The following is a 20,912-nucleotide window of genomic DNA, read 5'->3' on the forward strand; positions in this document are numbered from 1 at the left end:
AAGAATTTGTCCACCCGTGGGGTTTAATCAGTTGTTACTTAGAAAGCTTCTTAACCAAGGCCTTTAGAAGTGACGAGTGAGTTTCCCTTAACTCTCCGAGCCTGCCTTTGTACTGAGGCTGTCCTTCTAAATCAAATAGCTTTGGCATGGCGATACGTTGAGAAGAATAAATGCCAGTATGCCCGCTAAAGTAATAAGCTGTATAACAAGCGATCGCAAAATAGAGCATGTGATTAGCACCAAATAACTCTATGCCCATAATAGTGCAAGCCAAAGGCGTATTAGTTGCTGCGGCGAATACAGCCAAAAAGCCAAGAGCCGCAAATAAATCGACCGGAGCTCCCATTACCCAGGCGAGCGTATTTCCAAGAGTAGCGCCAACAAAAAATAAAGGCGTAACTTCACCACCCTTGAAACCCGCAGAAAGGGTAATAGCGGTAAGAAGCAGTTTTGCAAGCCAGCTGTACCACTCGGCTCCTCCCTCATGAAACGCACTCAGTATGCTAACTCCTCCTTCCTGGTTAGCGTAAACCCCTAACCCTATGTAGTCATAGTTTCCGGTAATCTTAACCACGGCGATAACGATTAATCCTCCGATCACAACAATAAGGTACGGATTCGTTAAGGTTGCCTTAAAGATGTCTTTGAAGGCATGAGTAAGCTCACCAAAGAGATACCCAGCAAGACCAAATCCAACTGATGCTAGAAGTATTTTTGCACACAACCACAAATCCACCTTTACTGCGTGCTCCATTACGGTGATGTTTTCCAAAAAGTCTATGCGGTAATGAGTATGGTGCGCACCTAATGATGAACAAACAAAGTCTGCAAGGATCGCAGCGAATAGAGCAGGAACAATTGCATCGTAGCGAAGTCGACCAATTGCTATAACTTCTAGTGCAAATATGGCACCGGTCAACGGGGTGCCAAATACGGCTCCAAATCCAGCAGCAACACCAGCTATCAAGATAAGGCGGGTATCTGATTCACTTAGCTTGAAAAAACGCGCCAGAGCGTGTGTAGCAGCGCCTCCTATCTGTACTGCAGTACCTTCCCGGCCAGCTGAGCCTCCAAATAAATGGGTAATGACCGTTGTAATCAGAACGAGTGGCCCCATCCGAGTAGGTATACCAGCACCAGGTTCATGGATTTCATCCATGATCAGGTTGTTACCACCTTCGGAGTTTTTGCCTAAGTTTCTGTAGAAATAGACAATTACTATACCAGCTAAAGGTAATAGGTAGATTAGCCACATGTTTTCATTTCGAGTGTCTGTAGCTAAGCTTAGCAACCAGAGAAAAAAGGCATTAAGTGCACCAACAATTATAGCAACAGGAGTGATCAACGCTGTCCAGCGTATGATTTGAAAAAAGATTCTAGGATTCGAACTTAGTGGATGAGACATACTCAACTATCTTCATTAAATGGATAAATCAGGATAGCCATTATGATAGACGTTTACCTCCCTACCATAGATGGATCTATCCACTACAGTAGGAGTCATCATCTCATATGAGCGGTTAAAGGTGGAACTCCATCACCCACTAACTATTTGGTTAGTAGCTGCCAATGCTACTATTGTTAGTCAAAATTCTCAATATGTGTTTGATATTTCTGGCAGGATTATTACAGCTGTTCTTTTGTAAAGATTTAAAACGTTACATGTGTCACTTTTAAAGAAATGGCGGACATCGGACAGGCCTCCCTGCGGGACTCGTAAGACCGAAGGGCGTAAATTTCAGACATTAAAAAACCCGACGCTTTCGCATCGGGTTGAAATAAGTGGCGGAGCGGACGGGACTCGAACCCGCGACCCCCGGCGTGACAGGCCGGTATTCTAACCAACTGAACTACCGCTCCGCACTGGTTAGACTATAAGAGTCTAAATTTAAAGCCTGGCGATGTCCTACTCTCACATGGGGAAGCCCCACACTACCATCGGCGCTATTGCGTTTCACTTCTGAGTTCGGCATGGAATCAGGTGGGTCCACAACGCTATGGTCGCCAAGCAAATTCTTTAATTCGGAAAACTGATGTTAATTCTAGTTCTGTAGTTACACATTCAATATTCTTGGCTCTGAGCCCACAAAACCCTTTGGGTGTTGTATGGTTAAGCCTCACGGGCAATTAGTACAGGTTAGCTCAACGCCTCACAACGCTTACACACCCTGCCTATCAACGTCGTAGTCTACGACAACCCTTTAGGACGCTTTAAGCGCCAGGGAGAACTCATCTCAAGGCTCGCTTCCCGCTTAGATGCTTTCAGCGGTTATCGATTCCGAACTTAGCTACCGGGCAATGCCATTGGCATGACAACCCGAACACCAGAGGTTCGTCCACTCCGGTCCTCTCGTACTAGGAGCAGCCCCTTTCAATTCTCCAACGCCCACGGCAGATAGGGACCGAACTGTCTCACGACGTTCTAAACCCAGCTCGCGTACCACTTTAAATGGCGAACAGCCATACCCTTGGGACCGACTTCAGCCCCAGGATGTGATGAGCCGACATCGAGGTGCCAAACACCGCCGTCGATATGAACTCTTGGGCGGTATCAGCCTGTTATCCCCGGAGTACCTTTTATCCGTTGAGCGATGGCCCTTCCATTCAGAACCACCGGATCACTATGACCTGCTTTCGCACCTGCTCGAATTGTCATTCTCGCAGTCAAGCGGGCTTATGCCATTGCACTAACCTCACGATGTCCAACCGTGATTAGCCCACCTTCGTGCTCCTCCGTTACGCTTTGGGAGGAGACCGCCCCAGTCAAACTACCCACCAGGCACTGTCCTCACCCCGGATAACGGGGCTAAGTTAGAACATCAAACATACAAGGGTGGTATTTCAAGGATGGCTCCACACTATCTGGCGACAGTGTTTCAAAGCCTCCCACCTATCCTACACATGTAGGCTCAATGTTCAGTGCCAAGCTGTAGTAAAGGTTCACGGGGTCTTTCCGTCTAGCCGCGGGTACACTGCATCTTCACAGCGATTTCAATTTCACTGAGTCTCGGGTGGAGACAGCGTGGCCATCATTACGCCATTCGTGCAGGTCGGAACTTACCCGACAAGGAATTTCGCTACCTTAGGACCGTTATAGTTACGGCCGCCGTTTACCGGGGCTTCGATCAAGAGCTTCGACACAAGGTCTAACCCCATCAATTAACCTTCCGGCACCGGGCAGGCGTCACACCGTATACGTCATCTTACGATTTTGCACAGTGCTGTGTTTTTAATAAACAGTTGCAGCCACCTGGTATCTGCGACTCTCAATAGCTCCAAGAGTAAATCTCTTCACCGTCGAGAGCGTACCTTCTCCCGAAGTTACGGTACCATTTTGCCTAGTTCCTTCACCCGAGTTCTCTCAAGCGCCTTGGTATTCTCTACCCGACCACCTGTGTCGGTTTGGGGTACGATTCCTTACAATCTGAAGCTTAGAGGCTTTTCCTGGAAGCATGGCATCAATGACTTCACACCCGTAGGTGCTCGACATCGTGTCTCAGCCTTAAAGAGAGCCGGATTTACCTAACTCTCAAGCCTACGCACTTGAACCTGGACAACCGTCGCCAGGCCCACCTAGCCTTCTCCGTCCCCCCATCGCAATTGTAAGAAGTACGGGAATATTAACCCGTTTCCCATCGACTACGCCTTTCGGCCTCGCCTTAGGGGTCGACTTACCCTGCCCCGATTAACGTTGGACAGGAACCCTTGGTCTTCCGGCGAGGAGGTTTTTCACCCCCTTTATCGTTACTCATGTCAGCATTCGCACTTCTGATACCTCCAGCAGCCCTTACAGACCACCTTCAACGGCTTACAGAACGCTCCCCTACCCCGCTAGCAAATGCTAGCAGCCGCAGCTTCGGTTTATTACTTAGCCCCGTTACATCTTCCGCGCAGGCCGACTCGACTAGTGAGCTATTACGCTTTCTTTAAATGATGGCTGCTTCTAAGCCAACATCCTAGCTGTTTTAGCCTTCCCACATCGTTTCCCACTTAGTAATAATTTGGGACCTTAGCTGGCGGTCTGGGTTGTTTCCCTCTCCACGACGGACGTTAGCACCCGCCGTGTGTCTCCCGGATAGTACTTACTGGTATTCGGAGTTTGCAAAGGGTTGGTAAGTCGGGATGACCCCCTAGCCTTAACAGTGCTCTACCCCCAGTAGTATTCGTCCGAGGCGCTACCTAAATAGCTTTCGGGGAGAACCAGCTATCTCCAGGTTTGATTGGCCTTTCACCCCTAGCCACAAGTCATCCGCTAATTTTTCAACATTAGTCGGTTCGGTCCTCCAGTTGATGTTACTCAACCTTCAACCTGCCCATGGCTAGATCACCTGGTTTCGGGTCTATATCCAGAGACTGAGCGCCCAGTTAAGACTCGGTTTCCCTACGGCTCCCCTAAACGGTTAACCTTGCCACTGAATATAAGTCGCTGACCCATTATACAAAAGGTACGCAGTCACCCCACAAGGAGGCTCCTACTGCTTGTACGTACACGGTTTCAGGTTCTATTTCACTCCCCTCACAGGGGTTCTTTTCGCCTTTCCCTCACGGTACTGGTTCACTATCGGTCAGTCAGTAGTATTTAGCCTTGGAGGATGGTCCCCCCATATTCAGACAGGATATCACGTGTCCCGCCTTACTCGATTTCACGTAAAAGGGTTTGTCGGTTACGGGGCTATCACCCTGTATCGCCAAGCTTTCCAGCTTGTTCACCTGAACCATTAAACGCTTAAGGGCTAGTCCAATTTCGCTCGCCGCTACTTTCGGAATCTCGGTTGATTTCTTTTCCTCGGGGTACTTAGATGTTTCAGTTCCCCCGGTTCGCCTCATTAACCTATGTATTCAGTTAATGATAATTGCTTATGCAATTGGGTTTCCCCATTCAGGAATCGCAGACTCAAGTGGTTTTTACTACCTCATCTGCGCTTATCGCAAGTTAATACGCCTTTCATCGCCTCTGACTGCCAAGGCATCCACCGTGTACGCTTAGTCACTTAACCATACAACCCCAAAGAGTTTCGAAGAAACCTTTAAGATTGTTTAATCAAACAACCAAAGTTGTCTGCAATTATTTAAACATGATGCAGACACGATTTTGCCGGACTCAAATATGAACAACATAAAATGTTGTTCCCAAGAACACTTGAATGTGTGTTGGTACCTACATCTTTAAAAGACATAGGATTTGAGAACTTTTAATTGAATAACAACGCATATCAATTGATATGGGGATTGTTGTTATTCGTCAGCTTTCCAAATTGTTAAAGAGCAAAGATTTTCTTTCTATCTAAAGAAAGAAACCATTTTTAAATATTTTCAGTGAAAACACTTAAAGATGGTATCCCGTAGGGGAGTCGAACCCCTGTTACCGCCGTGAAAGGGCGGTGTCCTAGGCCTCTAGACGAACGGGACACTGCTTTTGATTTCCACTTTAAAAAGCAGAACCAAATCGCGAAGGTGTTGGGCACCTTCATACTCTAAACTACATAAACCATCAATCTGTGTGGACACTAATCAACAACAATCTTATCGTTAAGGAGGTGATCCAGCCCCAGGTTCCCCTAGGGCTACCTTGTTACGACTTCACCCCAGTCATGAACCACAAAGTGGTAAGCGTCCCCCCGAAGGTTAAACTACCTACTTCTTTTGCAGCCCACTCCCATGGTGTGACGGGCGGTGTGTACAAGGCCCGGGAACGTATTCACCGTAGCATTCTGATCTACGATTACTAGCGATTCCGACTTCATGGAGTCGAGTTGCAGACTCCAATCCGGACTACGACGCACTTTTTGGGATTCGCTTACTCTCGCAAGTTAGCCGCCCTCTGTATGCGCCATTGTAGCACGTGTGTAGCCCTACTCGTAAGGGCCATGATGACTTGACGTCGTCCCCACCTTCCTCCGGTTTATCACCGGCAGTCTCCCCAAAGTTCCCACCCGAAGTGCTGGCAATTAAGGATAAGGGTTGCGCTCGTTGCGGGACTTAACCCAACATTTCACAACACGAGCTGACGACAGCCATGCAGCACCTGTCTCAGAGCTCCCGAAGGCACACCTGCGTCTCCGCTGGCTTCTCTGGATGTCAAGAGTAGGTAAGGTTCTTCGCGTTGCATCGAATTAAACCACATGCTCCACCGCTTGTGCGGGCCCCCGTCAATTCATTTGAGTTTTAATCTTGCGACCGTACTCCCCAGGCGGTCTACTTAACGCGTTAGCTCCGAAAGCCACTCCTCAAGGGAACAACCTCCAAGTAGACATCGTTTACGGCGTGGACTACCAGGGTATCTAATCCTGTTTGCTCCCCACGCTTTCGCATCTGAGTGTCAGTATCTGTCCAGGGGGCCGCCTTCGCCACCGGTATTCCTTCAGATCTCTACGCATTTCACCGCTACACCTGAAATTCTACCCCCCTCTACAGTACTCTAGTTAACCAGTTTCAAATGGCCTTCCGAGGTTGAGCCCCGGGCTTTCACATCTGACTTAATTAACCACCTGCATGCGCTTTACGCCCAGTAATTCCGATTAACGCTCGCACCCTCCGTATTACCGCGGCTGCTGGCACGGAGTTAGCCGGTGCTTCTTCTGCAGCTAACGTCAAATGATGAACGTATTAAGCTCACCACCTTCCTCACTGCTGAAAGTGCTTTACAACCCGAAGGCCTTCTTCACACACGCGGCATGGCTGCATCAGGCTTGCGCCCATTGTGCAATATTCCCCACTGCTGCCTCCCGTAGGAGTCTGGACCGTGTCTCAGTTCCAGTGTGGCTGATCATCCTCTCAGACCAGCTAGAGATCGTCGCCTTGGTGAGCTCTTACCTCACCAACTAGCTAATCTCACTTAGGCTTATCCAATCGCGAAAGGTCCGAAGATCCCCTCCTTTCCCCCTTAGGGCGTATGCGGTATTAGCTATCGTTTCCAATAGTTATCCCCCTCGACTGGGCAAATTCCTAAGCATTACTCACCCGTCCGCCGCTCGACGCCCAACAAATCGTCCGAAGAGTCAATGTTGTCGTTTCCGCTCGACTTGCATGTGTTAGGCCTGCCGCCAGCGTTCAATCTGAGCCATGATCAAACTCTTCAATTTAAGATTTTGTTCGACTCAATGAATACTGTTCATTACATAGTAATGTTTGAATTGACTGTGCCGATGTAACTATACGTTACTTCGTTTGGTCACTCTGTATCATTGAAATCAAGTTGAAACCGAAGTTTCGCTATTTGCCTTTGCTTTTAAAAAACAAAAACAAACTTAGTGATTATCATCAACGAGTGCCCACACAGATTGATAGGTTTATATTGTTAAAGAGCAGTACTTTGAAAGGCTTTCTCTCAAAGCGGACGTGCATTCTAGCGAGATAATCGTCAGTGTCAAACACTTTTTAAAATCTTTTTTGCTAGTCACTCTTTCGGGTGATTCGTCCAACTGATTTCAGCGTTTCCGTTAGGAGTCCGCCGTGTCAGTGAGGGCGCATTATAGAGACCTGTGTCACATTGGCAAGCCCTTTTTTGTATTTATTTCACTTTTTTTACCGTTCGTATAATTTTTATCCACTAAAGGCTAGTTTTAATAACTACCTATATGGTTTTATGCTTGTCAGACACTATTTGAGGGAATGTTATGAGTACAATAAAAAGCTATAAAGGAATTAGTCCTGTAATAGGAGAAGGCGTTTATATAGATGAAACTTCCGTTTTAGTTGGAGACATCACTTTAGAAAAAGACGTCAGCATCTGGCCTTTTGTTTCAGCCAGAGGCGATGTTAATCATATCCGCATAGGTAAAAGAACTAATGTTCAGGATGGAAGCGTTCTTCACGTTACCCACAAGAATGAACAAAATCCAGATGGCTATCCTCTTATTATTGGCAATGACGTGACTATCGGCCATAAAGTCATGCTGCATGGCTGCACTATTAAAGATAGAGTTCTTGTCGGGATGTCTTCTATTGTTCTTGATGGTGCAGTTATTGAAGAAGATGTAATGATTGGCGCCGGAAGCTTAGTTCCACCGAACAAGGTGCTTGAAAGCGGTTATCTATATGTCGGCAGCCCAGTAAAGCAAGCTCGTCCTCTAAAAGAGCAAGAACTGGCGTTTCTTACTAAATCTGCCAACAACTATGTCGAAACAAAAAACGACTACTTAAATGATGTCGAAGCCGTAGAAGTTAAATAATTTCTATCTGACCGGAAGAGTTAAACATTTCATCTTCTATTAACTCTTCCGCTATCTCTTCTAGATCGAATCTAAGATCAGTAAATGCAGAAAGCGCATCTTCTCCTGAGACAATATCCCTACCAGACAACTCTGCAAGTTTGGGCTTTGAGACTAAACACTCAATCAAAGCGCCTGATTGTTGAGCAGGAAAGATGACTACCTGAGATTCTTCTTTCCATTCCTGAATGTCGGGGAACAAAATAGACTGGTTCATTTACTGCCCTTCCAGGTTCTTTCTTAGCTCACGAAGTATCTGCTTTGTTCCAGGTCGTAAGCCACGCCACAACATAAAGCTTTCCGCTGCTTGTCCCACCAACATACCCAGACCATCATATGCCTGAAGAGCACCATTCTCCCGAGCCCACTGGTTAAAGGTCGTCATACCCGCTCCATAAGCCATGTCATACGCTATACAATCTTTAGAGAAGATTATTGGGTTAACATCTGGTAGCTGCTTATACAGACTTGCTGACGTTGAATTAATAACCAGATCGTATGGTTCATTTACGCTTTCCAGAGTAGCTGCTTTTACATTACCAAATGGCTTAAAGATCTCTTCAAGAGTCTTAGCTTTATCAAAGGTTCGATTAGCAATTACAAGTTCTTGCGGTTTGTACTCAAGAAGTTGTCTGATAACTCCTCTCGCCGCGCCACCAGCACCAATAAGTAAAATACGAGAACCTTCTATCGGAACCTGATATTGAAGAAGATTCTGGACAAATCCTTCGCCATCAGTGTTATCCCCGATAATTTCACCGTCATCCAGCTTCTTAAGCGTATTTACTGCGCCGGCCAACTGAGCTCGCTCTGTGAGCCTGTCAGCAAACTGATAAGCGTCCTCTTTGAAAGGGGCGGTGATATTGCATCCTTTACCGCCATTTCCAAAGAAAGCTTTTGCTGCCTGCTGAAACTCTCCAACATCTGGTTGTTGGGAGGTGTACTCCAGGTTTTGCATTGTTTGTCTGGCAAACAGTGTATGAATAAACGGGGATTTACTTTGAGAGATCGGGTTACCGAATACGAGATATTTATCAGGGGTACCAGCCATTTCCTTGCCTGCAACTTCTATAAACTAAAAAGGGTCAACTAACTTGACCCTATCATTTACAGCACTGTAAGCCAAGTTACCACTCTCTTGGCTCTAGAAATTCTTTATAGAGTTTTTCTTCCGGACTATTGGGTTCAGGCTGATAATCATATTCCCAGCGTACAAGCGGTGGCATAGACATCAATATAGATTCCGTTCTCCCACCACTTTGTAAACCAAACAGAGTGCCCCTGTCATAAACGAGGTTAAACTCGACATAACGGCCACGACGATAGAGTTGGAAATCCCGCTCTCTTTCACCAAACGCGGTATTCTTGCGTTTAGACACAATAGGAAGATAAGCCTGTGTATACCCTTCACCGACCGCTTTAATATAAGAGAAGCACTTTTCAAATTCCCACTGATTTAGGTCATCAAAGAAAAGTCCTCCTACGCCGCGAGTTTCATTTCTGTGCGGCAAAAAGAAATACTTATCACACCACGCCTTGTGCTCTGAATAAACTTCTTCACCAAATGGCTGACAGATAGATTTAGCGGTATCGTGCCAGTACTGGCAGTCTTCTTCAAATGGATAGAAAGGGGTAAGATCAAAGCCGCCACCAAACCACCAAATAGGTGCTTCGCCTTCTTTTTCAGCGATAAAGAATCGAAGGTTAGCATGAGAGGTTGGTACATATGGATTGTTAGGATGGATAACCAGAGAAACGCCCATAGCTTCGAATTTTCTGCCTGCAAGCTCTGGTCTGTGCGCCGTTGCGGATGCTGGCATCTTATCACCAAAGACATGTGAAAAGTTCACGCCACCCTGCTCGAAAACCTCTCCACCTCGTAGCACTCGGGTACGACCACCACCGCCGGCTTCACGCTCCCATGCATCTTCTACAAACTTAGCCTTTTCATCTTCTTTTTCAATCTGCTCGCAAATACTGTCCTGAAGACCTAAAAGAAACTCTTTAACCGCACTCTTATCAACGCTCATGCTTATCCTTGTCTTAATACTTTTCCTGTTTTGGCATCTCTGATCTCTGAAGGCTTGTCCCTTCCTCCAGTTTTACCTTCTAGCACAACAACGCCCGTATCACCCAGTTGATCAACAACCTCTTCTGTAGTCATACATGGTGGCTGCCCAGTAAGGTTAGCACTGGTAGAAGTAATCGGTTTGCCATACGCTAAACACAGCTCCTGAACCAGCGGGTGGTCAGTGACACGCACCGCCACAGAGCTAAACTGACCAGAAACATAGGCAGTAACTTTTTTGCTAACAGGAATAACCCAGGTGACAGGACCCGGCCAGTTAGAGTGAATTTCTTCTAACTGTTCCTGACTCAACTGCGTTTCATCTATATACGGCAATACCTGCTCGTAACTGGCTGCGATAAGAATTAAACCTTTTTCGACTGGTCGCTGCTTTATATCAAGTAGCTTTTGAATCGCCTCGGGGCTATCCGGATCACAACCAACGCCAAACACACCTTCTGTGGGATAAGCGATAACTTCACCACTTTTCAGGGCGAAAACCGCTTGTTCTAAACTGCTCATAATCTGTTTCTATCCATAACTAATGCGAATAGTGTACTAATTCTCATTTTAACTGACTAAGCCTATTTTTTTACAATATGTAAATTGTCAGGAAATAAAATCACGCAAACGTTTTCCTTACACAAAAATCCCCTTATAATGCGCGCAAATTGCACTCAATTAATCTCTACATCAGGAGTATAGGATGAAAGTCGGAATTATCATGGGTTCTAAGTCAGATTGGCCAACAATGAAACTGGCAGCAGATATGCTGGATCAGTTTGGTGTGCCATACGAAACCAAAGTAGTTTCTGCGCACAGAACTCCTCAGCTTCTGGCTGACTATGCTAACGGCGCAAAAGAGCGTGGTATCAAGGTAATTATCGCGGGAGCAGGTGGTGCAGCTCACCTTCCTGGCATGACAGCAGCATTCACCAGCCTTCCGGTTCTTGGTGTACCTGTTCAGTCTAGAGCATTAAAAGGTATGGATTCTTTGCTTTCTATTGTTCAGATGCCGAAAGGTATCGCGGTAGGTACTTTGGCAATTGGTGAAGCAGGTGCAGCGAATGCTGGTATCCTGGCAGCTCAGATCATCGGTACTCACGATGAAGAAGTGATGGCAAAGGTTGAAGCCTTCCGTACTGAGCAAACAGAAACTGTTCTGGCAAATCCAAATCCGGCAGAGGACTAATACCAATGCATGTTCTGGTTTTAGGTGCTGGTCAGTTAGCAAGAATGATGTCTCTTGCTGGTGCACCGCTAAACATCAAAATTTCTGCCTATGACGTCCGTAGTAAAAACACAGTACATCCGCTAACGCTTGAGGTGCTTGGTCAGGGTTTAGAAAATGCAATAGAACAAGCGGATGTTATTACCGCTGAGTTTGAGCATATCCCACTTGATATTCTGGCTATTTGTGAAGCTAGCGGAAAGTTCTTACCAACGACTGAAGCGATCAAAGCTGGCGGTGACCGTCGTCTTGAAAAGGCTCTTCTTGATAAAGCGGGAGTCGCAAACGCTAAATACCACGTAATCAACAGTTATGAAGATTTTCAGGCTGCGGTTGAACACGTTGGCATTCCGATGGTTCTGAAAAGTACTCTGGGTGGCTACGACGGCAAAGGTCAGTGGCGCCTGAAAGATAAAGATCAGATGGCTTCTATCTGGACTGAGATGGCTGAATGCATCGCTGAAACCGATAATCAGGCTATTGTTGCGGAAGAGTTTGTGCCGTTTAATCGCGAGGTTTCATTGGTTGGTGCCCGTGGAAAAAATGGTGAAGTTGCGGTTTATCCTCTGGCAGAAAACGTTCATACCAATGGTGTATTAACGCTTTCAACCGCTGTTATCGACAATGAACTTCAGGCACAAGCAAAGGCTATGTTTACTGCCGTTGCTGAAGAGCTGGATTATGTTGGCGTTCTTGCGCTTGAGTTCTTTGATGTTAACAGCAAGCTTCTGGTGAATGAGATCGCTCCGCGAGTTCATAACTCAGGCCACTGGACTCAACAAGGTGCAGAAGTATGTCAGTTTGAAAACCATCTGCGAGCAGTATGTGGTTTGCCTCTTGGCGGCACTGAGATGATTCGCCCTACCTCAATGGTTAATATTCTTGGTGAAGACTCTGTTCCTTCCGAGGTTCTTGCTCAAAAGTCTTGTCATATTCACTGGTATGGCAAAGATAAGCGTCCGGGAAGAAAAATGGGGCACATTAATGTCACAGCAGCTTCTATGGAGCAGCTTAAAGTTGAGCTGACCAAACTGGCTGACACTCTGGATGAAGAAGCTTATCCTGCTCTGAAGGAAAGTGTTGATAATTTCTAAGCTGGTTCAGAGCAATTGATTGGATTTGATTACGCAAACCGCTGGTTCGCCAGTCCGGTCAAGATATCCCTATGCGCTTAAACATGGGCGTCCATGCCCATGTATGTTTGCTCCACCAAAACCAGTCAACTACTCTACAATTTTATCGAAAGACTATTCTTGGGTATGGTGGCACTTTCTATCTGCACACTGATATCGAATTCCACTCGCCAATGTTTTTTCTACTAATACCGGGAATCCACACTTCTCACACTTACCCACAACCGGTTTCTGATTAACCGCAAACTTGCATTTCGGGTAGTTGTCACAAGCATAGAATACTTTGCCATAGCGAGACTTTCTCTCCACCAGATGTCCGGAACCACATTCAGGACATGCAACCTGCTCTGGTTCAGACTCTTCCACTTGATGTTCCATCGACTCAATATGATGGCACTCAGGGTAATTACTACAACCGATAAACATGCCGTATCGGCCTTGTCTTAGTACCAGCTCACTCTGACACTCGGGACAAGGAACTCCCAGCTCTTTGACGATATGGCCATCATTCTGGTGCAGTGGTTTTATATATTCACAGGTTGGGTAATTGGCACAGCCAAGAAAAGGGCCGTGTTTTCCGTGGCGAAGAGTGAGCTCTCCACCACATTCAGGGCAAGGTTCATGTTCCAGCGCGTGTTCATGCGCTTCAAACAACGAATGATCTATTTTTCCGCTCATTAAATCTCAGTTACGTGATTTACGTTTAGTGCAACACCCCTGTTTCTGAAGTGTATAGCAGCTCTTCCATTAATGTGTAAGCATTCTCATTGCCCGGCACATTAAACAGAACCATTAGAATTACCCACTTAAGATCATCAAGTAACAGTTCTGACGTTTCCAGCCCCATCACTCGATCAATAACCATCTCTCGGGTTTCTGTTGTCAAAACATTGACCTGTTCTAAGAACAGTAAAAAGCCGCGACTTTTAACGTCCAGCTTTTGCATCTCTTTAGTGGTGTAAACACGAGTCGATGTCGCTGCACTCATTGTAATTGCAGACTGCGCATCACTCTGTTGCAGTGCAGCCAAATCTTCTAGCCAGTCAAGAGCCTTATATATCTCTTCCTGGTGAAAACCTGCTCGTAAAAGCTCTTCTTCAAGCTCGTCCTGGTCTACCATCAACTCTACATCACTATGAATGTAGGTTTCGAACAAATACATCAGAATGTCCATCATAGCTAACCCCTCCTCGTTCGAATATAACCGCCGGATACAGCGGCAACATGCCCTTGAAGCTCGAGCTCCAGAAGCTGCATCATGACTTCTTGCACTGGGATATTGGTCCTCTCTGCCAGAATATCAATAGGTACTGCTTCTACTCCTACGTTAGCTAAGAGTTCAGGAAATGGCAATTGCTCATTTTCCTCTTCGTGCTCAAACAGATCTTTTTGTTGATTTATTGACCACGAAAGCGCATTTTCCAACTCAATAAAAATATCGTTCGACGACTGGACTAAGCAGGCACCCTGCTTAATTAATAGGTTACAGCCTCTGGCTCCCGGGCTATTGATTGAACCTGGGAGAGCAAAAACCTCTCTACCTTGCTCCAAAGCATATCTGGCCGTTATCAGTGAACCGCTTCTTTCAGCAGCTTCAACCACCAGAACACCAAGAGATAACCCACTAATAATTCGGTTTCTCCGAGGGAAGTGCTCCGGCCTTGCTAGTGCATTTGGCCTAAACTCAGATACTATCGCTCCACCCTTCTCTATTATTCTCTCTGCCAGTTTTCTGTGCCTTACCGGATAGATATTATCTAACCCCGAGCCCAATACGGCTATTGTGTCACCATCACAACTAAGCGCTCCGTCATGAGCATAACCATCGACACCAAGCGCTAAACCGCTGGTAATTGTCAGTCCCTTGTTAGCCAAATCTTTTGCAAATGCCCGGGCACAGTTCAGTCCATCAATACTGGCATTTCTGCTTCCGACAATGGCAACTTGAGGCTCCTGAAGTAAGTTCAGATTACCTTTTACAAACAGGACTGGAGGATAAGCGCTTATCTCTTTCAGTAAAGGTGGATAGGCTTCACTTTGAAGTGTCACTATATGGTGGTTAATGTCTTTATCTAACCATCTAAGGCTTTCTTTAATTTCGTTAGTAGAACCACCCTTTATATACTGGATTTGCTCTGGTTTAAGTCCTAACCCAGATAACCTATCGGAGGAATAGCTCACTATATTTAGGGGTGCATCGAAACCTAGCAGCCGAGTCAGTTTCTTACCGCCTAACCCCGGCGTAAAGCTAAGGGTTAACCACGCTATCAGCTCTTTTTCATATTTGCTTTTCATACTGGACTGCCACTGTAAGTTTCGGTTTGCCTATTTTCAGAGCTCACCGACTTCATATCTATATTCAGTCAGCCCAATGAGAGCCTATCTGCACTTGCTCAGTCCTTTTCTCATGCTCTCCAATGAAGTTGAAATAGTTACCATCAATTAACTGCTGTCATTTAATCGTCAAAATGACTAGAATTAGGCCATCAGAGTGCGCTGAGACCATTCAGTACACAGTTAGCAGCAAAATAACGGTTCATTTTTCGAGATAATATGTCTGTATTACAAGTATTAACCTTTCCAGATGATCGCCTTCGCACAGTTGCAAAACCTGTAGAAGAAGTGACTCCTGAGATTCAACAATTTGTCGATGACATGATAGAGACTATGTACGCAGAAGAAGGCATCGGCCTTGCTGCAACACAAGTTGATTTCCACCAGCGTATCGTTGTTATTGATATTTCTGAAACTCGTGATGAGCCAATGGTGCTTATCAACCCAGAAATCCTTGAAAAGCGTGGTGAAGATGGCATCGAAGAAGGCTGCCTATCTGTTCCAGGTGCAAGAGCTCTTGTTCCTCGTGCGCATGAAGTAACAGTGAAAGCTCTGGACAGAGATGGCAATGAGTTTAGCTTTGATGCTGAAGACTTGCTTGCTATCTGTGTTCAGCACGAACTGGATCACCTGGAAGGCAAGCTGTTTGTAGACTACCTTTCTCCACTAAAGCGCAAGCGCATTAAAGATAAGCTTGAGAAAATCAAACGCTTTAACGAACGTAATAAATAAAAAGAGGTTACCTTGAGTCAGTCACTACGTATTGTCTTCGCTGGTACTCCTGACTTCGCCGCCCGTCATCTGGCGGCGTTGTTGTCTTCGGAACATGAGGTTATCGCTGTATACACTCAGCCAGACCGACCAGCCGGCCGCGGTAAAAAACTTACTGCCAGCCCTGTAAAAAATATTGCTCTTGAAAACAATATCCCTGTTTATCAACCGGAAAACTTTAAGTCTGATGAAGCAAAGCAGCAACTTGCTGACCTGAATGCAGACATCATGGTTGTTGTGGCTTACGGGTTGCTTTTGCCTCAACAGGTTCTTGATACACCTAAACTAGGTTGTATTAACGTTCATGGCTCGATTCTGCCACGCTGGCGCGGTGCTGCTCCTATTCAGCGTTCTATCTGGGCAGGAGACAAAGAGACTGGCGTTACTATCATGCAGATGGATATCGGCCTTGATACTGGCGATATGCTGAAGATTGCGACCTTGCCAATCGAACCAACAGACACCAGTGCTTCAATGTATGAAAAGCTAGCTGAACTTGGACCTGAAGCATTGGTAGATTGCCTTGCAGATATTGCCGAAGGAAAAGCAGTTCCTGAAAAGCAAGATGATGAGTTAGCAAACTACGCCAATAAGCTCTCTAAAGAAGAAGCTAAGATTGACTGGTCTGAGAACGCTGAATTTATCGAACGCTGCATCAGAGCGTTCAACCCATGGCCAATGAGCTATTTCTCTGTTGCAGAAAACAATATCAAGGTATGGAATGCTCGTGTTGAAGAGTCAACAACAGACAAGCCTGCCGGTACTGTGCTAAAAGCAGACAAAACTGGAATCTATGTTGCCACAGGAAAAGGCACTCTGGTACTTGAAAGTATCCAGATTCCGGGTAAAAAGGCGATGCCAGTACAAGATGTATTAAACTCGAAAAGTAGCTGGTTTGAAGTAGGAAGCATTCTGGCTTAATTAGTATCCCCGTCTGACGGGGATTTTCACTTTCACATAAACAGAAATCAGGTTTCCAGCATGAATGTTCGCGCAGCAGCCGCTAAAGTTCTTTTTCAGGTGGTCGATCAGGGCCAGTCACTTTCTTCAGCATTACCAGCGGCACAGCAAACCATCAAACCTCGCGACCACGCTCTTTTACAGGAGATGTGTTATGGCGCACTTAGGTACCTTCCGAGATTAGAGTCCATCGCTGGTAAACTGATGGATAAGCCCCTTAAGGGTAAAAAGCGTGTTTTGCACCATTTAATTCTTGTCGGTATTTACCAGCTTAGCTATATGAGAATTCCGGCTCACGCTGCATTAAGTGAAACCGTCGAAGCGACAAAAGCACTAAGAGAACCAAGACTAAGCGGCCTGCTTAATGGTGTACTGCGCAACTTTCAGAGAAATCAGGAAGAGCTTGAAGCCTTTGCTGTTAGCCATGACGCTGGTAAATACGGTCATCCTGGTTGGTTACTGAAAATTCTGAAGTCAGCCTACCCTGATAAGTGGGAATCTATCGTTGAAGCTAATAACCTTAAGGCTCCAATGTGGTTGCGAGTAAACAGCCAACATAACACCCGTGACGAATATCTTTCCCTATTGGAAAAAGAAGGTATCGGTGCAACTAAGCATTCTGAAGCTAGCGATGCACTGAAACTGGATCGCCCTTGTGATGTAAAAGATTTACCTGGCTTTGAAAAAGGTTGGGTTTCCGTTCAGGATGCGGCAGCACAGCTTTCTGTTGACTACCTTAAACCTGAAGATGGCGAGTTGATTCTGGATTGTTGCGCTGCACCCGGTGGTAAAACCGTCCATATTCTAGAGCGCACCAATGATTGCAAAGTTGTGGCAATTGATAGCGACAACAACCGACTTAAGCGTGTTTATGAGAATCTGAAACGTTTAAACCTTAAGGCCGAAGTACTATGTGGCGATGCTCGTACGCCTGACGAGTGGTGGAAAGGCGAGCAGTTCGATCGAATCCTGCTTGATGCTCCATGTTCGGCAACTGGTGTAATCAGAAGACACCCCGATATTAAGTGGCTACGTCGATCTGACGATATTGCGGCGCTTGCCCAACTACAAAGTGAAATAATTGACGCAATGTGGCAACAGCTTAAAGCTGGTGGCACAATGGTTTACGCAACCTGTTCAATTACTCCACAGGAAAACAGTGAACAAGTTAAAGCGTTTCTGGCACGTACTGAAAATGCGCAACTGGTGGATTCTGATCCAGAAAATCCGGGAAGACAGATCTTACCGGGTGATGAAGATATGGATGGCTTCTACTACGCCGTTTTGAGAAAAGAAATCTAAGTACTGATTATCTACCCGTTATGGGTTTGAATGTAAATTGAAGAGATAACAACGTCATGAAAATCATTATCCTTGGTGCTGGTCAGGTCGGTGGTACATTGGCAGAAAACCTGGTTGGTGAAAACAACGACATCACTGTTGTTGATAAAGACGGAGACCGCCTGCGTGAACTCCAGGATAAGTATGATTTGAGGGTTGTTAACGGCTTTGCTAGCCATCCAGATACTCTGCATGAAGCCGGAGCTCAGGATGCAGATATGCTGGTAGCTGTAACCAACTCGGACGAGACCAATATGGCAGCTTGTCAGATTGCGTTTACTATATTCAATACACCAAACCGGGTTGCTCGTATTCGCTCTCCGGAGTACCTCAAAGAGAAAGAGTCACTTTTCCACTCAGGAGCGGTTCCAGTTGATCACCTTATAGCACCGGAAGAACTGGTTACCAGCTACATTGAAAGGCTGATCCAGTACCCTGGTGCTCTCCAGGTTGTTAGCTTTGCTGACAGAAAAGTAAGTCTGGTAGCGGTTAAAGCCTATTATGGTGGCCCATTAGTAGGTAATGCACTTTCTACCCTTCGTGAGCATATGCCACACATCGATACACGAGTAGCGGCTATCTTCCGTCAGGGCAGACCAATCAGGCCACAGGGTACAACCATCATTGAAGCGGATGACGAGGTTTTCTTTGTAGCAGCAAGTAACCACATTCGCTCAGTAATGAGTGAGCTACAGCGTCTTGAAAAGCCTTATCGACGAATCATGATTGTTGGTGGCGGTAATATAGGCTCCTCACTGGCAAAACGTCTTGAAACCGAACACAGCGTAAAACTAATTGAGCGTAGTTACAGCCGCGCAGAAAAACTATCTGAAGAGCTGGAACAAACCATCGTATTCTGTGGTGATGCTGCCGATCAGGAGCTGTTAACTGAAGAAAATATTGATCAGGTCGATGTATTTATCGCTCTGACCAACGAGGATGAAACCAACATCATGTCAGCTATGCTGGCAAAACGTCTTGGTGCTAAAAAGACCATGGTGCTTATTCAGAGAAGCGCCTACGTAGATCTGGTCCAGGGTGGTGCAATTGATGTCGCTATTTCACCTCAACAGGCAACAATCTCTGCATTGCTTACACACGTAAGACGTGCAGATATCGTAAACGTATCCTCTTTAAGACGCGGTGCAGCAGAAGCCATTGAAGCTATCGCTCATGGTGATGAATCAACATCCAAAGTTGTAGGTCGCGCTATTGGTGATCTCAAACTTCCACCAGGTACAACAATCGGCGCAATTGTTCGCGGGGATGAAGTACTTATCGCTCATGACAATACAATTATCGAACAGGATGATCATGTTGTAATGTTCCTGGTAGATAAGAAATTTATCCCTGATGTAGAAGCGCTATTCCAGCCTAGCCCGTTCTTCCTATAAAAACCGGTTGTAAAACTACGTTATGGTTAACTCACGTCCAATACTGTTTGTGATCGGTCTTGTGCTATCCAAGATAGCGCTCTTTATGTATGTGCCGACCCTAGTTTCTTTTTTCACCGGAACTGGTGGTTTTCTGGAGTTCGGTAAATCCGTATTGATTACTCATTCAGCGGCATTTATCTGTCTGAGTGTTGGACGCACCAGGCGCTTCCGATTAAGTGTTCGGGATATGTTCCTAATCACCACCCTGGTATGGACAATTGCTAGTGCATTTGCAGCACTACCCTTTGTTTTTATCAACCATATCAGCTTTACAGACGCCTACTTTGAAACCATGTCTGGCATTACCACTACTGGTTCCACAGTTCTGAGCGGCCTGGACAATATGGCACCAAGCATCTTGCTATGGCGCTCAACCCTACAATGGCTTGGTGGTATCGGATTTATAGTAATGGCCGTTGCAATCTTACCTATGCTAAACGTAGGTGGTATGAGGCTATTCCAGACCGAATCTTCAGACTGGTCAGATAAAAGTGCGCCAAGAGCGAAAACTGTCGCTAAAAATATCGTAATCGTCTATCTATCCTTAACTGCAGTCTGCTTCATTGGCTATCTGATTACCGGTATGAGTACCTTTGATGCCCTTAACCACGCCTTTACAACCCTTTCCACGGGTGGTTACTCAACTTCTGATGGCTCAATGAATCATTTTTCAAATGGCGCACACTGGGTAGGTACCATATTTATGTTTCTTGGTGGGCTTCCTTTTTTATTGTTTGTTACTGCAATGAAGAAGAAGACTCTAAGTGCACTTATATACGATGCTCAAGTTCGTGGATTTACTTACCTGTTCCTTGCTAGTAGCCTAGTAGTTACAGCCTGGCTTCAATACCACAACGGATATAGCTTTGCGGACGCTATACGTGTATCAATGTTCAATATCGTTTCTGTAGTGACGACCACTGGATACGGACTGGATGACTTCACCGCCTGGGGCGCGCTACCAACGGTATTGTTTGCTTTCTTGATGCTTACAGGAGCTTGTTCTGGTTCAACTGCGGGCGGGATAAAGATATTTCGATTCCAGATCGCAATGACCTTATTAGACAAACAGATGATGCGTTTAATACATCCGTCAGGAGTATTCGTTCAACGTTATAATAACCGCCCAGTGAACGATGATATAGTCCGTTCTGTCGTAGCTTTTGCTATCACCTTTTTTGTAACCATCATACTTATTGCTGCCAGTTTGGCTGCCATGGGACTAGATCCGGTGACCAGTATATCGGGAGCAGTGACTGCAGTTGCTAATGTTGGCCCGGGAATGGGCGAGGTTATTGGACCTACGGGCAACTTTGCTACCCTACCGGATACCGCAAAGTGGATACTGAGTTTTGGTATGTTGATGGGAAGGCTGGAAATTCTGACGATATTGGTACTCTTCTTCCCTCCATTCTGGAAAAGTTAAAC

The 20,912-nt window shown here is 45.9% G+C and carries 16 protein-coding genes, 2 tRNA genes, 3 rRNA genes and 1 riboswitch; of the genes, 8 read left to right on the forward strand and 13 right to left on the reverse strand.

The features are described 5' to 3' along the window. Positions 1–34: 34 nt before the first annotated feature. The 6 genes from P7F88_RS11645 to P7F88_RS11670 all read right to left on the reverse strand — a co-directional run bounded on the left by P7F88_RS11645 (position 35) and on the right by P7F88_RS11670 (position 7,082). A complete protein-coding gene (locus P7F88_RS11645) occupies positions 35–1,405 on the reverse strand; it encodes a voltage-gated chloride channel family protein (protein ID WP_277824913.1) in 1,371 nt (456 codons plus the stop codon). 82 nt (positions 1,406–1,487) lie between these two features. Next, positions 1,488–1,551, reverse strand: a riboswitch (Fluoride riboswitch). Positions 1,552–1,783: 232 nt separating this feature from the next. Further along, positions 1,784–1,860 (reverse strand) — tRNA-Asp (locus P7F88_RS11650). 33 nt (positions 1,861–1,893) lie between these two features. Further along, a 5S ribosomal RNA gene (gene rrf / locus P7F88_RS11655) occupies positions 1,894–2,009 on the reverse strand. Positions 2,010–2,106: 97 nt separating this feature from the next. Next, positions 2,107–4,997, reverse strand: a 23S ribosomal RNA gene (locus P7F88_RS11660). A gap of 336 nt (positions 4,998–5,333) precedes the next feature. Next, a tRNA-Glu gene (locus P7F88_RS11665) sits at positions 5,334–5,409 on the reverse strand. 121 nt (positions 5,410–5,530) lie between these two features. After that, positions 5,531–7,082, reverse strand: a 16S ribosomal RNA gene (locus P7F88_RS11670). Together the 16S, 23S and 5S rRNA genes with 2 tRNA genes alongside form the textbook arrangement of a ribosomal RNA operon. A gap of 534 nt (positions 7,083–7,616) precedes the next feature. On the opposite strand from P7F88_RS11670, the gene P7F88_RS11675 reads away from it, so the two are divergent. Next, a complete protein-coding gene (locus P7F88_RS11675) occupies positions 7,617–8,171 on the forward strand; it encodes a gamma carbonic anhydrase family protein (RefSeq protein WP_277824915.1) in 555 nt (184 codons plus the stop codon). Here the strand turns inward: P7F88_RS11675 and P7F88_RS11680 are convergent. The 4 genes from P7F88_RS11680 to tsaC form a co-directional block, all read right to left on the reverse strand. After that, the gene (locus P7F88_RS11680; protein WP_277824917.1) at positions 8,164–8,427 is read right to left on the reverse strand and encodes a DUF1488 family protein; all 264 of its coding nucleotides are present in this window, start codon (positions 8,425–8,427) and stop codon (positions 8,164–8,166) included. The genes P7F88_RS11675 and P7F88_RS11680 overlap by 8 nt on opposite strands. After that, positions 8,428–9,261, reverse strand: coding sequence for a shikimate dehydrogenase (gene aroE, locus P7F88_RS11685; RefSeq protein ID WP_277824919.1), 834 nt, complete (start codon positions 9,259–9,261; stop codon positions 8,428–8,430). It abuts the gene before it with no gap. A 76-nt stretch (positions 9,262–9,337) separates the two neighbouring features. Further along, entirely contained in the window at positions 9,338–10,240 is a 903-nt protein-coding gene (hemF, locus tag P7F88_RS11690) for an oxygen-dependent coproporphyrinogen oxidase (RefSeq protein ID WP_277824921.1), read from the reverse strand. Between the two features lie 2 nt (positions 10,241–10,242). Then, entirely contained in the window at positions 10,243–10,800 is a 558-nt protein-coding gene (gene tsaC, locus P7F88_RS11695) for an L-threonylcarbamoyladenylate synthase type 1 TsaC (protein ID WP_277824923.1), read from the reverse strand. Positions 10,801–10,984: 184 nt separating this feature from the next. Here tsaC and purE point away from each other — a divergent pair, with 184 nt between their 5' ends. Together purE and P7F88_RS11705 are read left to right on the forward strand one after the other, a co-directional pair. Continuing rightward, a complete protein-coding gene (purE, locus tag P7F88_RS11700; RefSeq protein WP_277824925.1) occupies positions 10,985–11,470 on the forward strand; it encodes a 5-(carboxyamino)imidazole ribonucleotide mutase in 486 nt (161 codons plus the stop codon). Positions 11,471–11,475: 5 nt separating this feature from the next. Beyond that, positions 11,476–12,603 carry a 5-(carboxyamino)imidazole ribonucleotide synthase gene (locus P7F88_RS11705; protein WP_277824927.1) on the forward strand — a complete coding sequence of 376 codons (1,128 nt, stop codon included), beginning with the start codon at positions 11,476–11,478 and terminating at the stop codon, positions 12,601–12,603. Positions 12,604–12,756: 153 nt separating this feature from the next. Here the strand turns inward: P7F88_RS11705 and P7F88_RS11710 are convergent, their stop codons facing one another. The 3 genes from P7F88_RS11710 to dprA are packed head-to-tail and all read right to left on the reverse strand — an operon-like array spanning position 12,757 to position 14,937. Continuing rightward, positions 12,757–13,320, reverse strand: a complete 564-nt coding sequence (locus P7F88_RS11710; protein WP_277824929.1) for a DNA topoisomerase family protein — start codon at positions 13,318–13,320, stop codon at positions 12,757–12,759. A gap of 25 nt (positions 13,321–13,345) precedes the next feature. Then, the gene (locus P7F88_RS11715; RefSeq protein ID WP_277824931.1) at positions 13,346–13,819 is read right to left on the reverse strand and encodes a DUF494 family protein; all 474 of its coding nucleotides are present in this window, start codon (positions 13,817–13,819) and stop codon (positions 13,346–13,348) included. A gap of 2 nt (positions 13,820–13,821) precedes the next feature. After that, positions 13,822–14,937, reverse strand: coding sequence for a DNA-processing protein DprA (dprA, locus tag P7F88_RS11720; protein WP_277824933.1), 1,116 nt, complete (start codon positions 14,935–14,937; stop codon positions 13,822–13,824). A gap of 258 nt (positions 14,938–15,195) precedes the next feature. On the opposite strand from dprA, the gene def reads away from it, so the two are divergent. The 5 genes from def to P7F88_RS11745 are packed head-to-tail and all read left to right on the forward strand — an operon-like array spanning position 15,196 to position 20,910. Next, positions 15,196–15,708, forward strand: a complete 513-nt coding sequence (gene def, locus P7F88_RS11725) for a peptide deformylase (protein ID WP_277824935.1) — start codon at positions 15,196–15,198, stop codon at positions 15,706–15,708. A gap of 12 nt (positions 15,709–15,720) precedes the next feature. Continuing rightward, positions 15,721–16,668 (forward strand): methionyl-tRNA formyltransferase, encoded by a 948-nt coding sequence (fmt, locus tag P7F88_RS11730; protein ID WP_277824937.1) that lies wholly within the window; start codon positions 15,721–15,723, stop codon positions 16,666–16,668. Positions 16,669–16,728: 60 nt separating this feature from the next. Beyond that, entirely contained in the window at positions 16,729–18,009 is a 1,281-nt protein-coding gene (gene rsmB, locus P7F88_RS11735; RefSeq protein WP_277824939.1) for a 16S rRNA (cytosine(967)-C(5))-methyltransferase RsmB, read from the forward strand. A gap of 56 nt (positions 18,010–18,065) precedes the next feature. Further along, positions 18,066–19,442 (forward strand): Trk system potassium transporter TrkA, encoded by a 1,377-nt coding sequence (trkA, locus tag P7F88_RS11740; protein WP_277824941.1) that lies wholly within the window; start codon positions 18,066–18,068, stop codon positions 19,440–19,442. Positions 19,443–19,464: 22 nt separating this feature from the next. After that, positions 19,465–20,910, forward strand: coding sequence for a TrkH family potassium uptake protein (locus P7F88_RS11745; RefSeq protein WP_277824944.1), 1,446 nt, complete (start codon positions 19,465–19,467; stop codon positions 20,908–20,910). Positions 20,911–20,912 lie beyond the last annotated feature (2 nt).

The sequence above is a fragment of the Vibrio hannami genome, from assembly GCF_029589055.1.
Taxonomy (GTDB): domain Bacteria; phylum Pseudomonadota; class Gammaproteobacteria; order Enterobacterales; family Vibrionaceae; genus Vibrio; species Vibrio hannami.

Excerpts from the sequence above, each read along its gene's own strand:
- def (WP_277824935.1), top strand. The coding sequence starts at position 15,196 with ATGTCTGTATTACAAGTATTAACCTTTCCAGATGATCGCCTTCGCACA.
- P7F88_RS11675 (WP_277824915.1), top strand. The coding sequence starts at position 7,617 with ATGAGTACAATAAAAAGCTATAAAGGAATTAGTCCTGTAATAGGAGAA.
- tsaC (WP_277824923.1), bottom strand. The coding sequence starts at position 10,800 with ATGAGCAGTTTAGAACAAGCGGTTTTCGCCCTGAAAAGTGGTGAAGTT.
- aroE (WP_277824919.1), bottom strand. The coding sequence starts at position 9,261 with ATGGCTGGTACCCCTGATAAATATCTCGTATTCGGTAACCCGATCTCT.
- hemF (WP_277824921.1), bottom strand. The coding sequence starts at position 10,240 with ATGAGCGTTGATAAGAGTGCGGTTAAAGAGTTTCTTTTAGGTCTTCAG.
- P7F88_RS11715 (WP_277824931.1), bottom strand. The coding sequence starts at position 13,819 with ATGATGGACATTCTGATGTATTTGTTCGAAACCTACATTCATAGTGAT.
- P7F88_RS11745 (WP_277824944.1), top strand. The coding sequence starts at position 19,465 with ATGGTTAACTCACGTCCAATACTGTTTGTGATCGGTCTTGTGCTATCC.
- purE (WP_277824925.1), top strand. The coding sequence starts at position 10,985 with ATGAAAGTCGGAATTATCATGGGTTCTAAGTCAGATTGGCCAACAATG.
- P7F88_RS11680 (WP_277824917.1), bottom strand. The coding sequence starts at position 8,427 with ATGAACCAGTCTATTTTGTTCCCCGACATTCAGGAATGGAAAGAAGAA.
- rsmB (WP_277824939.1), top strand. The coding sequence starts at position 16,729 with ATGAATGTTCGCGCAGCAGCCGCTAAAGTTCTTTTTCAGGTGGTCGAT.
- dprA (WP_277824933.1), bottom strand. The coding sequence starts at position 14,937 with ATGAAAAGCAAATATGAAAAAGAGCTGATAGCGTGGTTAACCCTTAGC.
- trkA (WP_277824941.1), top strand. The coding sequence starts at position 18,066 with ATGAAAATCATTATCCTTGGTGCTGGTCAGGTCGGTGGTACATTGGCA.
- P7F88_RS11705 (WP_277824927.1), top strand. The coding sequence starts at position 11,476 with ATGCATGTTCTGGTTTTAGGTGCTGGTCAGTTAGCAAGAATGATGTCT.
- P7F88_RS11710 (WP_277824929.1), bottom strand. The coding sequence starts at position 13,320 with ATGAGCGGAAAAATAGATCATTCGTTGTTTGAAGCGCATGAACACGCG.
- P7F88_RS11645 (WP_277824913.1), bottom strand. The coding sequence starts at position 1,405 with ATGTCTCATCCACTAAGTTCGAATCCTAGAATCTTTTTTCAAATCATA.